Raw genomic sequence first — 14774 nt, 5'->3', positions numbered from 1 at the left:
TGCCTCAAGTACGCTTTTGCCGTCATGAAGGTCGTTGTCGCGCACAATCGCTACGCGTCCGGCGCACCGTCCGGTGAGAACGTCATCGTCGACGCCGAGATCGCGCAACTGTCCACGGCCGGGGTGTCGGTGCTGCCGTTCCTGCGCAGCTCCGACGAGATCGGCACGTTCTCGACCGCGCAGAAGGTGCTGCTGCCGCTGTCGCCGATCCGTAACGGCGACTCGCAGCGTGCCCTGGAAAAGCTGATAAAAGCGGAAAAGCCGGATGTGCTGCACCTGCACAACGCCTATCCGCTGCTGTCGCCGTGGGTGGTGCGCACCGCGCACGCGCACAACGTGCCGGTCGTGCACACCGTGCACAACTACCGGCAGGTCTGCGCGCCCGGGCTGTACTTCCGCGACGGGCACATCTGCACGGAGTGCCGGGGCAAGGCGTTCGCGTTGCCGGCCATCCAGCATGCCTGCTACCGGGGTTCGAAGGCCCAGTCGGCGGTCATGGCGGCGACCCTGGCGGTGCACCGCGGCACGTGGCGCGGGGTGGACCGGTTCGTCGCGCTCACCGACCGGATCGCGGAGCATCTGCGTGACTTCGGTATCCCGGACGAGCGGATCACCGTCAAGCCCAACGGCATCCCGGACACGGGAGCGGCCACGGCGCCGGGTGAGGGGTTCCTCTACGCGGCGCGACTGTCCCCCGAGAAGGGCCTGGAGCTGGTCCTGGACGCGTGGCGGCGGCACCCGGACGGCGCGCTCGGCCCGCTGCGGATCATCGGCGACGGCCCGTTGCGCCCCCTCGCCGAGGCCGCCGCGGCCGACAGATCGGATATTTCGTATTTGGGGGTTCTCCCGAACACCGAGGTGCGGGCGCAGCTCGGCGCGGCGGCGTGCGTGATCGCCGCCTCCACCTGGCACGACGTGCTGCCGACGATCGTGCTCGAAGCGCTGTGCGCCGGCCGGCCCGTGCTGGTGACCGACCGGGGCGGCCTGCCGTTCCTGGCCGGCGACGCGGGCTGGGTCGTCGAGCCGGCCCCGGACGCGCTCGCCGACGGCCTGGCGAAGGCGCACGGCGAAGCGGCCGGGCTCGCACCGGCGGCGCGGCGGCGCTACGAGGAGCACTTCTCCCCCGACGTGCTCACGCAGCGCCTGATCGACGTCTACCGCAGCGTCCTGCGGTGACGGCGCGGGCCGGCTGGGCGGTCGCCGGGATCGTGGCCGTCGGCCTGATCGCCGGCGCGGTCGAGCTGGTCGTCGACGACAGCTACCGCGACGCCGTCCTGGCGCTGGTCGCCGGTCTGATCGCGGGTGCTGTCGGGGTGCTCACCGTGTCCCTGGTGCCCGCGACGGACCCGCGGGGGCTGGTCCTCGGCGGGGTGTTCGCGGTGCAGGGTGTGCTGAGCTGGACGTACACCAACACCGGCATCGTCGTGTGGACCCTGCTGCTGCTGTCGGGCCTGCTGCTGCTGGCGTGGTGCCGACCGTTCTCGCCCGTCGCGCTGCGGTCCGGCGCCGCATGGCTCGGCGTCTCCTACCTGATCATCGGGGCGCTGGGCGCGGTACTGGTGATGAAGCCCGAGATCGCAGCCCAACGCATCGCCTATGCCGGATATTTCGGACTTGTCGTCCTGGCTGTGTTCGCGTTCCGGGGCTCGTTCGCGCGGCTGACGCTCGGGATCGCGGTCGCGTTCCTCGGCACGGTCGCGGTGCTGCTGCTGGCCGGCTCCGGCAACCTCTTCACCCTGCCGCACGTCGTGCCGGACACCCCGTGGGGGCGCGGCTTCGAGTACCGGTTCTGGGGCGCGTCCTGGCTGCTGGACCACCCGAACGCGATGGCGTGCATCGCCGCCCTCGCCGCGATCCGGATCGGCGCCGACGCGGGCCTGGCCGCCTGGCAGCGCATCGGATCGGTCGCGACGGCCGCGCTGATCCTGTGCACCAGTGACTCCCGCACCGGCTTCCTGCTCATGCTGACCGCGACGCTGGTGTTCCTCTGGTACGGCCGGCGCCAGGCGCTCGTCCCCGCCGCCGCGCTCGCGATCGTGCTCCTGGCCAACGGCCCGTCGTTCCTGATCAAGGAGCGGTACGGCGATGACGCCGGGGTCAGCAGCGGCCGGGTCGAGACGTGGCGGCAGGTCGCGACGGACTGGCGGCACGACAGCCTTCCCGAGAAGTTGCTCGGCAACACCCGCGACGCGCGGGCCACCGTCTACCGGGCCAGCAGCGGCGCCGACATCAAGCTGACCGTCGACAACGCGCCGATCGCCGCGCTGCGCAAGGCCGGCGTGGCCGGCGTCGCCGCCTTCCTCGCCGGCCTCGGCCTGCTGCTGTGGAACGTGTGGCGGCGCCGCCGGGACGCCGAGCCGTGGCTGATGGTGCTGCTGCCCGGCGCGCTGCTCACGATGATCACCAACGAGTGGCTGATCGGTGGCACCGGCGGCACGCTGTGGCTGCTGCTGCTCGCCGGCGAGGCCGCCCTGCTGCTGAGGTCGCCCACCGCTGCGCGCTGAGCTTTGCTCAGGCGCTCTGGGTCGCGTCCAGCCTCGCCGGCGACGCGACGGGCGGGCCTACGGTCTTCAGCGCGTAGCCGTACAGGATGACCATGCAGACCAGACCGGTGGCGGAACCGGTGAGCAGCCCCCAGGCCGCACCCTGCAGCCCCTGGCTCGCGCCGATGGACAGGCCGGTCAGCGACACGGTGGCGAACACCACGTATTGCACGAACAGCATCCTGGCCCGGTGCATGCCGCGCATCGCCGCGGTGAACGGCACCTGGAGCAGGTAGACGGCGCCCTGCAGCGCGATCGGCAGCGCGAGGGGCGCGGCCTCCTCGAACTTGTGCGTCGAGGTCAGCACCCACGACACCAGCGGCCACACGATGACGACCATCAGCGTGCCCAGCACCGCGAACGCGATCGCCAACTGCCTGGTCTGGCGGCGCAGGGTCGCGGCGGCCCCGGCACCCTCGGCGCCGGGTTTCGACGCGTCGGCCGCGGCCCGCGACGCCCGCGGCACGAGCAGACCCTGGATCGCCGCAACGAGGTTCTGTACGGGCTGCAGCTGCACCGTCTGCACGAACCGCAGGTTGCCGAGCTCGATCTTCGACAGTTTGCCGGCGACCAGGAAGCTGATCGACAGCACCTGCACCTGCGCGACGATGGCGGTGGCGGTGAACCACCCGGACAGGTGCCGGGTCTCGGCCAGCCACGCCTTCGGGTTGCCCCGCCACGGCACCCGGCGCTCGCGCCACAGGTACACGGTGGCGCCGGCGGTCGCGCCGATGCCCCACGCGGCGAGAAAACCGCCGGGGCTCTCATTGCCCGTGAGGATCATGACGATGATCACGACGCCCTGCGTGCCGGCCCACACGAGGTCGATGCCGAGCGCCTTCTCGGGACGGCGGTCCGCGAGATAGTCGCAGCGGGCCGTGTCGTGCAGCATCAGCGGCACCATGAACGGCACCAGCCAGATCAGCTCGTCCAGGTCGATCTTGCCGCCGTGCGGCCAGGCCAGCCACAGCACGATGAAGACGACCATCGTGGTGACCCCGGAGCAGAACGCGGTCGTCAGCCCGTTGCGGATCAGCCGTCCCCGGTGCTCACCCTCGAACCGGGAGGCGAGCGCGAGCAGCACGTCACCGACGAACGCCCGGTTGAGGTACATCGAGAAATAGCCGACGCTCAACGCGAGCGCCAGCGCACCGAACTGGTCCTTGGGCAGCAGGATGCCGCCGAGCAGCGTGTTCGCTGCGTTGGCGGTCGCGATGACGACCTGGTCAAGCAGGCCTGCACCGACGAAACGGGACGCGACACGAAACGCCTGCAAGCGGCGGCGGCGTGATGGCGGCTGGTCGGTCACCCTCGACGGCCATGGTCGCGAACGAGCTTCACGACACGCACCATACGTGACCTGCGGGTGACGAGACTATCCCGTCGGGCCGTTCACCAACTGACATCCAGCGGTTTTCCCTCCGCGTACCCGGCTGCGCTCTGAATTCCCACAGTGGAACGCTCAGCGAACTCTTCCAGGTTGCTCGCACCCGCATACGTGCAGGCGCTGCGCACCCCCGCGACGATCGCGTCGAGGATGTCCTCCACTCCCGGGCGGCGCGGGTCCAGATACATCCGCGACGATGAGATGCCCTCCTCGAACAGCGCCTTGCGGGCCTGTTCGTACACGCTGTCGTCCGCGGTCCGCCGGCTCACCGCCCGCGCCGACGCCATGCCGAAGTTCTCCTTGTACAGCCGGCCGCCCGGATCGCGGCGCGGGTCGCCCGGCGACTCGTGCGTGCCGGCGAGCCACGACCCGATCATCACGTTGGACGCGCCTGCGGCCAGCGCCAGCGCCACGTCCCGCGGGTGACGCACGCCACCGTCGGCCCACACGTGCCGGCCGTGCCTGCGTGCTTCGGCGGCGCACTCCAGCACCGCGGAGAACTGCGGCCGCCCCACCCCGGTCATCATCCTGGTGGTGCACATCGCACCCGGCCCGACGCCCACCTTGACGATGTCGGCGCCCGCGGCGACGAGGTCGGCGACACCGTCGCGGGTCACCACGTTGCCGGCGGCCACCGGTACCTTCGGATCCAGCGCCCGAACGGCCCTCAGTGTCGAGATCATCCGCTCCTGATGCCCGTGCGCGGTGTCGACGACCAGCACGTCGACCCCGGCCGCGAGCAGTTTGTCGGCCCTGCCGGGCGCGTCACCGGTGATGCCGATCGCCGCGCCGATGCGCAGCCTCTGACCCGCGTCGACGGCGGGCTGATACAGGGTGGCGCGCAGCGCGGCGTTCCTCGTCAGGATCCCGACCAGCCGCCCCGCCTTGTCGATGACCGGGGCGAGCTTGTGATGCCCGGCGGTCAGCTCCTCGAACGCGGCCTCCGGGCTGATGTCCTCCGGCAAGGTCTGCAGGTTGCGCGACATCACGCTCTGCAGCTGACTGAACCGGTCCACGTCGGCGCAGTCGCTCTCGGTCACGACGCCCACCGGTTTGCCGTCCTGTACGACGATCACCGCGCCGTGCGCCCGCTTCGGCAGCAGATCCAGCGCCAGCGACACCGTCTCCGTCGGCCCCAGCGTGATCGGCGTGTCATGCACCAGATGCCGCTGCTTCACCCACGAGACCGCCTCGGCGACCACGTCGATCGGGATGTCCTGCGGGATGATCGCCAGCCCACCCCGCCGAGCCACCGTCTCCGCCATCCGCCGACCGGCAACGGCGGTCATGTTGGCCACCACGATCGGAATCGTCGTGCCGCTGCCGTCCCTGGTGTTCAAATCGACGGCCATGCGGGACTCGACGGCACTGCGACTCGGCACCATGAACACGTCGTCATAGGTCAGGTCATAGCCAGGATGCTGATCGTTGAGGAAGCGCACGTCTTCGAACTCTAACGCGCGTTCCGGCGCGGTATTGGGCCTTCTCGCGCTGCTTCTCGCTTCCGATCCCGCTTCTGGCATGCGCGCAAGGGTGGGCAACTCTTGAGAGTCGACCTCTGAGCAGGGAGGATTTCCGTAACGTGCCTTGCGAGGAGTGATGCCTGATGCAGGTCCACGAAGCGATGTCCACTGCCGTCGTCCAGCTAGGCCCGGACCATACCCTCCGCCAAGCCGCCCAGTTGATGTCCCGCCGGCACGTCGGATCGGCGATCGTCGTCGACCCTGACGGCGCGGGCGTCGGCATCATCACCGAGCGCGACATCCTGAAGGCGATCGGCGCCGACCTCGACCCCGACGTCGAACGCACCGCCGAACACATCACCTGGGAGGTCGTCTACGCGAGCCCTTCCTGGACCATCGAGGAGGCCGCCTCCGCCATGGTCCGCGGCGGCTTCCGCCACCTGGTCGTCCTCGACGGCGACGAGGTCCTGGGCGTGATCTCCGTCCGCGACGTCCTCCGCGTCTGGGTCCACCAGAGTTCACCCATCGCCGCCTGACACCCTTTCGCGCGCCGCACAGCGCGCACGCTCCCCTTGTGATCACGGAACTTCGACGGCGCCCAGCACCCACCGAAGTTCCGTGATCACACCTGGACCGGCGTCCCGTTTGAGGCAATTTGCGGCATTCGAGGCCACCACCGCTGCGGCGGAGCCGTTCGGCGGAGCCGTTCGGCGGTCGAAACCCGGCGGAGCACCGCACGACGAAGTCGCGACCATCGACCACAGGACCAACGGCACCGCGCCGCAGACGGCGGCCATCCGGACAGCCACTCCCGTCCTTCGATCACGAGCGGGGTTGACGCCGACCGGCGTAGTGTGACGATTTAGGTGATTTGCGATGGTGGGGCCGAGACCGCTTGGACAGAGATGTTCGACGGTCGACGCCACGGCCGACGCAGGGCCGCGAAATCGCGACCTTAACTACAGGACCGACGGGCTCCGCACCACAGACGGCGACCTTCTACCCGGCCCGCGTGATCGAAGGACGCCCTCGGCCGTCCGGACAGCCACTTCCGTCCTTCGATCATGAGGGGGGATGACGCCGACCGCGCGGTGTGACGATTTGAGTGATTTGCGACAGTGGGATCGAGACCGCTTGGACAGAGACGCTCAACGGTCGAGGCCACGGCCGACGCCGGGCGGCGAAATCGCAACCTTGACTACAGGATCGATGGCACCGCGCCGCAGACGGCGATCCTCCACACCGACCCACGATCGAAGGCTTCCGTCCCCGGCCCGCGTGATCGAAGGACACCCCTGGCCATCCGCACAGCCACTCCCGACCTTCGATCACGGGGGCTGACGCTAGCCGGCGCGGTGTGACGATTTGGGTGATTTGCGACGATGGGACCTAGACCGCTTCGACGGAAACGCTCAACGGTCAAGGCCACAGCCGACGCCGGGCGGCGAAATCGCAACCTTGACTACAGGGCCGATGGCACCGCGCCGCAGACGGCGATCCTCCACCCAGCCTCCGTGATCGAAGGACGCCCCCGGCCATCCGGACAGCCACTCCCGACCTTCGATCACGAGTGAGGATGACGCCGACCGGCGCGATGCGACGATCTGGGTGATTTGCGACAGTGGGACCGAGACCGCTTGGACAGAGATGTTCGACGGTCGAGGCCACGGCCGACGCAGGGCCGCGAAATCGCGACCTTGACTACAGGGCCGATGGCACCGCGCCGCAGACGGCAATCTTCCACCCAGCCCCCGTGATCGAAGGACGCCCCCGGCCATCCGGACAGCCACTCCCGACCTTCGATCACGAGTGAGGATGACGCCGACCGGCGCGATGCGACGATCTGGGTGATTTGCGACAGTGGGACCGAGACCGCTTGGACAGAGATGTTCGACGGTCGAGGCCACAGCCGACGCAGGGCCGCGAAATCGCAACCTTGACTACAGGATCGATGGCACCGCGCCGCAGACGGCAATCTTCCACCCAGCCCCCGTGATCGAAGGACGCCCCCGGCCATCCGGACAGCCACTCCCGACCTTCGATCACGAGCGGGGATGACGCCGACCGGCGCGATGCGACGATCTGGGTGATTTGCGACAGTGGGACCGAGACCCCTCGGACAGAGACGCTCAACGGTCAAGGCCACAGCCGACGCCGGGCCGCGAAATCGCGACCCTGACTACAGGAGCGACGGGCACCGCGCCACAGACGGCGATCCTCCATACCGGCCACGATCGAAGGACAGTCCCGGCCGCCTGGACGGCAAGCCCCGTCCTTCGATCACACGCGAAGGCAGCCCTGCATGCGTGAAGGCGGCCCGGACCCGGCGCGGGCGAAGCCGGCGTCGGGTTATGGGTGATTTGCTCGGGTTTTGAAGCCGGCGACGGTGTGGCACCACCGAATGATGACCTCGACGGCGCTGGATCATGTGAGGTCGGACCTGGCTTGGCATCACCGCAAGACGGCACGGACGGCAACCGCGCTACCCGTTCGCGCCGCCGAAGGCTGCGCGGAACCACCAAGGCCGCAGCCGTGCTGGCTCTTCTATTACGGGCATGACAAACACGCACGCGAAGAGCAACCAGCGAACCGGCCGAGAGCAAAGGCAGGCAGCGCTAGCGGATCTGGCCCGGGTCGAGGGTGACCGTGAACGGGTCGTCGGTGGTGAAGGCGGCACCCGCGTCCACCGTCGTCGCCGTCAGGTAGCCGTCAGCGTGTGAGCCGGCCATCGGATCGGTGTGCACGGTCAGGGTGTGGCTTCTCGAGTCGAAGATCCAATACTGCGGGATGCCCGCCGCGCCGTAGTCGTGGCGGCGCAGGACCAGGCCGGGCAGCGGGTTGCTCAGTGACATGACCTCGATGACGATCAGGACGTCGGTGGCGTGGACGACGTCGCCCTCGCCGTCGATGGCCTCGGTCCGCGTCACCATCAGGTCGGGCACGTAGGTGCGACCATCGCCACAGTCCACGCCGAGGCCGACGGCCAGCACGGCGAACTGCGGCGGGCAGGCCTTGCGCAGCACTGTCTCGAGGCGGTGGCTCGCCCGGCGGTGGGAGATCGCCGGTGCGGGGGTGGTGACCAGCGCCTCGTCGATCGACCACTGGTCGATCCGCTGCTGTGTGAAGGCCGACATCGTCATACCCCACACTCTCCCACCGGGGTACGACAATTTCTTTTCCACCAGGTGGAGCGGGCGGAACTCGGCTGAGCGGGCCGACATGCCTCTCGTAGGCTGGCGCCATGCAGCTCATCTCTTTCGCCCGTGGCGCACCCAGTCTCGACATCATCGACGTCGACGGGCTGAAGGCCGCTGCGGTGCGGGCATTCGAGGCCGACCCTGCTGGCATCACCGCCTATGGCACGTCGGTCGGCTACCTTCCGCTGCGGTCGTGGATCGCGGCCAAGCACGGCGTCGACGCAGACCAGGTCATTGTGACCAACGGCTCACTGCAGGCCGACGCGCTGCTCTTCGAGCACCTGGTGAAGCCGGGTGACGCGGTGGTGGTGGAGAAGCCCACCTACGACCGGACGCTGCTCAACCTGCGCAACCTGGGTGCCGTGGTGCACCAGGTGACGGTCGACGCCGACGGCATCGACACCGATGAGCTGCGCCGCCTGCTGGAATCGGGGGTGCGCCCGACGCTGGCGCACATCATCCCCAACTTCCAGAACCCCGCCGGTGTCACGCTGTCGAAGGAGCGCCGGGAGAAGCTGGTCGCGCTCGCCGAGGAGTTCGGGTTCACGATCTTCGAGGACGACCCGTACGCGGACATCCGCTGGCGGGGCGAGAAGCTGCCGACGATGCTGTCGCAGGACACGACCGGTGTGGTCGTGCACGCGAGCTCGTTCACCAAGACGATCGCGCCGGGGCTGCGGGTCGGTTACCTGGTCGGGCCGAAGGCGACGATCGCCGCGATCGCCAAGCGGGCCACCAACCTGTACATCTCGCCGAGCATGGTCGCCGAGGCGATCACCCACCAGTTCTGCGTGACCGGTGACATCGAGCGGTCGATCGCGAAGGTGTCGGCGACGCTGGGCGAGCGGGCCCGGCTCCTCGCGGACGGGCTGCGCAAGCACGTGCCGGACGCGACGTTCGTGGAGCCCGACGGCGGCTACTTCCTGTGGGTGGAGCTGCCCGACGACATCGACACGACGGAGCTGGAGACCGTGGCCGCGCGGGACTTCGGGGTCGCCGTGGTCAAGGGCAGCGACTTCCTGCTGGAGGGCGGCAGGCACTCGGTGCGGCTGGCGTTCTCGGCGGTGCTGACGGACCAGGTCGACGAGGGCGTGTCCCGGTTGGCGGCGGCGATCGAGGCGGTCCGCAAGGGATAGCAAGCGGTAAGGAAGCGCTTAGGAAGCGCCTGACGGAAAAGCGACACCAAACCGTGATGGTGGGGTGGGTTCCGCTGTCGGCTCCGGATGGCCCAAAATCCAGCCCGGCGCGCTTTGCTGAATCGCGCTGCAGACATCACCCCCCGCCCCCCAACGGCACCGGGTGGGTCGACCGCGCCCCCACCCCCCACCTGCGGTCGACTCACCCGGTGCCTACTTTTATGCCCGAGAAACAACACGGCGGAGGTCGCGATGACCGACGAGCAGCTGGCGGGCTCGTTCTCCAGGGCCTTGGCCCGTCCGGTGCGAGCGATGTCGCGCATGCTGAGTCCGGCCGCGCCCGCCACAGCGATGGTGGAGCCGCCGTCCGTGGCGAGCTCGATCGTCGACTGCGCGCTGTATGTCGACGGGGTGCGCCAACCCGGCGGCCGGCACTACGCGGAGGCGCTCACCGCGGCCCGCAAGCACCGGCACGCGTTCGTCTGGGTCGGGCTGAAGGAGCCGGGCGCGCGGGAGATGGCCGAGATCGCGGAGACGTTCCAGCTGCACGAGCTGGCCGTCGAGGACGCCGTCACCTCCTCGCAGCGGCCGAAGGTCGAGCGGTACGGCGACATGACGTTCATGACGATGCGGACCGCGCGCTACGTCGAGCACGACGAGCTCACCGAGAACAGCGAGGTCGTGGAGACCGGCGACGTGCTGATGTTCATCGGCGAGCACTTCATCATCACGGTCCGCCACGGTGACGCGTGCCGGTTGACGCCGGTGCGCGCGGACCTTGAGCGGCGCCGGGAGGTCCTCGCCGGGGGGCCGTGGGCGGTCGCCTATGCCGTCGCTGACACCGTCGTGGACGTGATGGTGGAGGTGGTCGCGGCCATCGAGGAGGACGTCGCGATCATCGAGGACCAGGTGTTCAGCCCGACCAAGGGCAGCAAGGGCAAGGGCACGGACCGGATTCAGCGGGTGTACCAGCTCAAGCGCGAGCTCATGGAGTTCAAGCGCGCCGTGTTACCGCTGCAGCGACCGCTGGCCGGGGTGGTCAGCGGCCAGCTCGCCGAGGTACCGGAGGAGATCCGCCGGTACTTCCGGGACGTGAACGATCACCTGGTGCGCACGGTCGAGCAGGTGCTGTACCTCGACGACGTGATCAACTCGGTGCTGCAGGCGAGGCTGGCGCAGGTGAGCGTCGACCAGAACAACGACATGCGCAAGATCGCGGCGTGGGCCGGTATCGCGGCCGTGTGGACGTCGGTGGCCGGCGTCTACGGGATGAACTTCGACTTCATGCCCGAGACGAAGTGGGTCTTCGGCTATCCGGGAGTGATGACGCTGATGGTGGTGGCCTCGGCGCTGCTGTACCGGGCGTTCAGAAGGTCCGGCTGGCTGTAGGGCAGGCATCAGGACGGCATAAAACGCGGACGGGCCGTCCCCCGTGGCTGGGGAGGGCCCGTCCGCGCGCTCGTGCGTCAGGAGCGGCTGTTCTTCGACGCCGCCTGCGGCATCGGGTGCTTGTCGTACTCACCGCTGCCCGAGGGGCCGGTGTTGGTGTTCTTGCTGCCGATCAGGTCCGAGGCGCGGTCCTTGGCCGCCTCGCCCATCGTCTTGGCCTTGTCGATCCCGGCGTCCATCGTGGACTTCGCCGAGTCGAGCATCGAGCCGGTGTCGCCGGTGGTGCGGGTCGCGCCGTACTCGTCCCAGGTCTGGTTGGCCCGGCGGCGCCGCATGAGGGCGGTGGCCGCACCGACCGCAGCGCCCGCCATCAGCAGACCACCGATCGTCATCGGCCAGCGCCGGCCGTTGCGGCTCTCGTTCTTCATCATCTTCGCTTTCCCCTTGCGCCCCATCTTCTCGGCCTGCTTGCTCGCCTGGCGCGAACGGTCGCGGGCGATGATGAGGATCGTCCCCGCTGTGCCGCCGGCCTTCGCGAAGCCAGGCCTGACCACATTGCGGGCATTTTCGACGCGCGGCGCCAATGCCCCCGATGCGCCATCGGCGGCGTGCGCCGCGGCCAACCGCAGGTGGCCCAGGCTTTCGCCGAGCTCCTCCTGCATGAGCCGGCGGTGCGTCTTCACCTCACGACGTCCAAACACTTGCTCCACCTCCATGGCCGCGAAACCTCGTCCTCCCCGGGTTACCCAGGGAAAACATTCCGAACCGGTCCGCTGCTCGTCATCCTGCCGCGAACCGGCGGCCCGCACACCCGGATCCGCCAGAATCCGCGTCCGATACGGTGATGACGGAATGTCACCAAAGAAAGGGAGAACTGGTGGCCGAGCAACTGTTCGCGACGCTGCACACCAACGTCGGCGCCATCCGGCTTGAGCTGTTCCCCAACCACGCCCCGAAGACGGTTCGCAACTTCGTGGAGCTCGCCGAGGGCAGCAAGGAATACACCGACCCGCGCACGGGCGAGCCGGGCAAGGGCCCGTACTACAACGGCGTCATCTTCCACCGCGTGATCGAGGGCTTCATGATCCAGGGTGGTGACCCGACGGGCACCGGCACCGGCGGTCCGGGCTTCAACTTCAACGACGAGATCCACCCCGAGCTGCACTTCAACCGGCCGTTCCTGCTGGCCATGGCCAACGCGGGCATCCGCTTCGGCCAGGGCACCAACGGCTCGCAGTTCTTCATCACGCTCGGCCCGACGCCGCACCTCAACGGCAAGCACACCATCTTCGGTGAGGTCACCGACGACGACTCGAAGAAGGTCGTGCAGCAGATCGGCGGCACTCAGACGGGGCAGATGGACCGTCCCCGCCAGGACATCGTGATCGAGCGGGTGGACATCGAACGGGTCTCATGAAGAGCTGGCTAATCTTGTCAGCATGACTCAGCCGCCGGCGAACGTGGTCCCCGTCTGCTACCGGCACCCTGACCGTGAGACGTATGTCCGGTGCACCCGCTGCGACCGGCCGATCTGCCCGAATTGCATGAATGAGGCATCGGTCGGCTTCCAGTGTCCGGAGTGCGTGCGCGAGGGTGCCAGGACACAGCGTCCGGTCCGGACCGCGTTCGGCGGCGGCACCCAGGGTGCCGCCGGGACGGTGACGATCACGCTGATCGTCCTCAACGTCCTGGTCTTCATCGCCTCGGTGATCAGCTCCGGCAGCGCTGAGTCGCTGGCCGGCGGCGGCATGGGTGGCCTGTTCGGCGGCGTGACGCCCCTGCACGAGTGGGGTGCGCTGACGACCTACCGCAACATCCCGCTCGAGGACGCCGAGCACAATCCGTATTACCGGATCCTCGCCGGCGGCATGGTCGACGGGGAGTACTACCGCCTGTTCACGGCGATGTTCCTGCACTACGGCATCCTGCACCTGCTGCTGAACATGTGGGTGCTGTGGGTGCTCGGCCGGCCGCTGGAGGCGGCGCTCGGGCGCGGCCGGTTCCTCGCCCTGTACCTGGTGGCGGGGCTGGGCGGCAGTGTCGCGACCTTCCTGCTGGCCTCGCCGTTCGCGTTGAGCGCGGGCGCGTCCGGCGCGATCTACGGCCTGTTCGGCGCGCTGATCGTGGTCATGCGCAAGATGCGCCGCAGCGTCGCCGGCATCGTGCCGGTGCTCGTGTTCAACCTGATCATCACGTTCACGGTGCCGGGCATCTCCATCACCGGCCACCTCGGTGGCCTGGCCGTCGGCGCAGTCGCCGCGGCCGCGCTGGCCTACGCGCCACGGGCCCGCCGCACGACGGTGCAGGCCGCCGGCCTGGCCGCGATCGTGGTGCTGCTGCTCGCCGCCACCGTGGTGCGCTCCGTCAGCGTGGAGAAGCTGCCGGTCGGGCGGGTCGTCAACAGCGACATGCAGGTGGTGTCGGAAAACTAGGCCCGCCGGCCCCGGACCGACGAAGGTGCCGTTACAGGGTCAGCGACCACGGACCGGCACGCCTGTTCATACGACCTAGGCGCGCCAGACGCGGCCCTGCAGCAGCGAGTCGGCCCCGACCCAGACGAAGTTCATCATCCGCGTCGCGGTGTGGTCGGGGTCCTCCTCCTCGTGGTCGGCGAGCCAGTCGGCGAGGGACTCGGCGGCGCCGACGTAGGCGTACGCCATCGCGGTGAAGTCGCCGGGGCGGCCCGGCACCTCCGCGGCGGTGGCGGCGCTCTCCAGCAGTCCGGCGACGACCTCGACGATCCTCGCCCGCATCCCGGCCAGGTCACCCGCGAAATGCGGCTCGCTGCGCGCCTGCCGGTAGAGCACCCGCCACCCGTCGCGGTGATCGCCGACGAAAGTGAAGAACGCCCGCAGCCCGTGCCACAGCTGCTCGTCGGGCTTCGCGGCGGGCAGGACCCCGGCCGCGACCGCCTCCATGAGCCGGGTGGCCTCCCGGTGCAGGCACGCGATGAACAGCTCGTCCTTGGTGCCGAGGTAGGCGTACACCATCGGCTTGGAGATGCCGGCGACCTCCGCGATCTCGTCCATGGATGCGGCGTGGAAGCCACGATGGGAGAAGACCCGCACTGCGGCGTCCAGCATCTGCTGCTCGCGCACCACCCGCGGAAGTCGTTTCAGCACCTTGTCACCCTACCTACTCATGCGTAAGGTTACGCACGAGTAGCTTATTTTCCGTGAAGACGAAGGGCACACCGACATGGCCGACCTCGACGCCCTGGGCGACTTCAACAACGTCGACCCGAAGCAGTTCGCGCAGCTCGTGAAGGGCGCGTCCGACGCACAGCTCGCCGAGCTCATGGCGGGCCCGCAGCGCAAGGCGATCCTCGACACGATCTTCTCCCGCTTCCCCGAGCTGTTCCGCGCCGACCGCGCCGGCTCCACCAACGCGATCATCCACTGGACGATCACCGGCGCGCCCGACGGCGGCGCCGACACCTACGAGCTGGTCATCGCCAACGGCGCCTGCACGCTCTCGCCGAGCCCCGACCAGGAGCCGAAGCTCGCCATCACCGTCGGCCCGGTCGACTTCCTCAAGGTCGTCTCGGGTGCCGGCAATCCCATGATGATGTTCATGACCGGCAAGCTCAAGGCCAAGGGCGACCTGGGCCTGGCCGCCAACATCGCGAACCTGTTCGACATCCCGAAGGCGTAACCAAC

The 14774-nt window shown here is 69.0% G+C and carries 13 protein-coding genes; 8 read left to right on the top strand and 5 right to left on the bottom strand.

Going from position 1 to position 14774, the window contains the following annotated elements:
* Positions 1–24: 24 nt before the first annotated feature.
* Together OHA72_RS08715 and OHA72_RS08710 are read left to right on the top strand one after the other, a co-directional pair.
* Positions 25–1176 carry a glycosyltransferase family 4 protein gene (locus tag OHA72_RS08715; RefSeq protein ID WP_327007320.1) on the top strand — a complete coding sequence of 384 codons (1152 nt, stop codon included), beginning with the start codon at positions 25–27 and terminating at the stop codon, positions 1174–1176.
* Positions 1173–2504: a hypothetical protein gene (locus OHA72_RS08710; protein WP_327007319.1), complete on the top strand. Its 1332-nt coding sequence runs from the start codon at positions 1173–1175 to the stop codon at positions 2502–2504. The genes OHA72_RS08715 and OHA72_RS08710 overlap by 4 nt, the downstream gene beginning before the upstream one ends.
* A gap of 7 nt (positions 2505–2511) precedes the next feature.
* On the opposite strand, the gene OHA72_RS08705 is transcribed toward OHA72_RS08710, so the two are convergent.
* Positions 2512–3819 (bottom strand): MATE family efflux transporter, encoded by a 1308-nt coding sequence (locus tag OHA72_RS08705; protein WP_327007318.1) that lies wholly within the window; start codon positions 3817–3819, stop codon positions 2512–2514.
* A 116-nt stretch (positions 3820–3935) separates the two neighbouring features.
* Positions 3936–5315 carry a GuaB1 family IMP dehydrogenase-related protein gene (locus OHA72_RS08700; RefSeq protein ID WP_442788707.1) on the bottom strand — a complete coding sequence of 460 codons (1380 nt, stop codon included), beginning with the start codon at positions 5313–5315 and terminating at the stop codon, positions 3936–3938.
* 221 nt (positions 5316–5536) lie between these two features.
* Here OHA72_RS08700 and OHA72_RS08695 point away from each other — a divergent pair, with 221 nt between their 5' ends.
* Positions 5537–5929: a CBS domain-containing protein gene (locus OHA72_RS08695; RefSeq protein ID WP_327007317.1), complete on the top strand. Its 393-nt coding sequence runs from the start codon at positions 5537–5539 to the stop codon at positions 5927–5929.
* A gap of 2079 nt (positions 5930–8008) precedes the next feature.
* Here the strand turns inward: OHA72_RS08695 and OHA72_RS08690 are convergent.
* The gene (locus OHA72_RS08690; protein ID WP_327007316.1) at positions 8009–8527 is read right to left on the bottom strand and encodes a Uma2 family endonuclease; all 519 of its coding nucleotides are present in this window, start codon (positions 8525–8527) and stop codon (positions 8009–8011) included.
* Between the two features lie 107 nt (positions 8528–8634).
* Between OHA72_RS08690 and OHA72_RS08685 the strand changes: the two genes are divergently transcribed.
* Both OHA72_RS08685 and OHA72_RS08680 read left to right on the top strand, forming a co-directional pair.
* Positions 8635–9726 (top strand): aminotransferase-like domain-containing protein, encoded by a 1092-nt coding sequence (locus OHA72_RS08685; protein WP_327007315.1) that lies wholly within the window; start codon positions 8635–8637, stop codon positions 9724–9726.
* 252 nt (positions 9727–9978) lie between these two features.
* Positions 9979–11115 carry a magnesium and cobalt transport protein CorA gene (locus OHA72_RS08680; RefSeq protein WP_327007314.1) on the top strand — a complete coding sequence of 379 codons (1137 nt, stop codon included), beginning with the start codon at positions 9979–9981 and terminating at the stop codon, positions 11113–11115.
* Between the two features lie 77 nt (positions 11116–11192).
* Here OHA72_RS08680 and OHA72_RS08675 read toward each other — a convergent pair whose 3' ends face one another.
* Positions 11193–11831, bottom strand: coding sequence for a hypothetical protein (locus OHA72_RS08675; protein WP_327007313.1), 639 nt, complete (start codon positions 11829–11831; stop codon positions 11193–11195).
* 161 nt (positions 11832–11992) lie between these two features.
* Here OHA72_RS08675 and OHA72_RS08670 point away from each other — a divergent pair, with 161 nt between their 5' ends.
* Together OHA72_RS08670 and OHA72_RS08665 are read left to right on the top strand one after the other, a co-directional pair.
* Positions 11993–12532: a peptidylprolyl isomerase gene (locus tag OHA72_RS08670; protein ID WP_327007312.1), complete on the top strand. Its 540-nt coding sequence runs from the start codon at positions 11993–11995 to the stop codon at positions 12530–12532.
* Between the two features lie 22 nt (positions 12533–12554).
* Positions 12555–13547 carry a rhomboid family intramembrane serine protease gene (locus tag OHA72_RS08665; RefSeq protein WP_327007311.1) on the top strand — a complete coding sequence of 331 codons (993 nt, stop codon included), beginning with the start codon at positions 12555–12557 and terminating at the stop codon, positions 13545–13547.
* Between the two features lie 75 nt (positions 13548–13622).
* Here OHA72_RS08665 and OHA72_RS08660 read toward each other — a convergent pair whose 3' ends face one another.
* Positions 13623–14198, bottom strand: coding sequence for a TetR/AcrR family transcriptional regulator (locus OHA72_RS08660; protein WP_327011512.1), 576 nt, complete (start codon positions 14196–14198; stop codon positions 13623–13625).
* Positions 14199–14313: 115 nt separating this feature from the next.
* Here OHA72_RS08660 and OHA72_RS08655 point away from each other — a divergent pair, with 115 nt between their 5' ends.
* Positions 14314–14769, top strand: coding sequence for an SCP2 sterol-binding domain-containing protein (locus tag OHA72_RS08655; RefSeq protein ID WP_327007310.1), 456 nt, complete (start codon positions 14314–14316; stop codon positions 14767–14769).
* Positions 14770–14774: the final 5 nt, after the last annotated feature.

Source organism: Dactylosporangium sp. NBC_01737 (assembly GCF_035963215.1).
Classification (GTDB): domain Bacteria; phylum Actinomycetota; class Actinomycetes; order Mycobacteriales; family Micromonosporaceae; genus Dactylosporangium.
The sequence above is the reverse complement of the archived record's forward strand: the minus strand, read 5'-3'. Positions and strand labels throughout refer to the sequence as shown.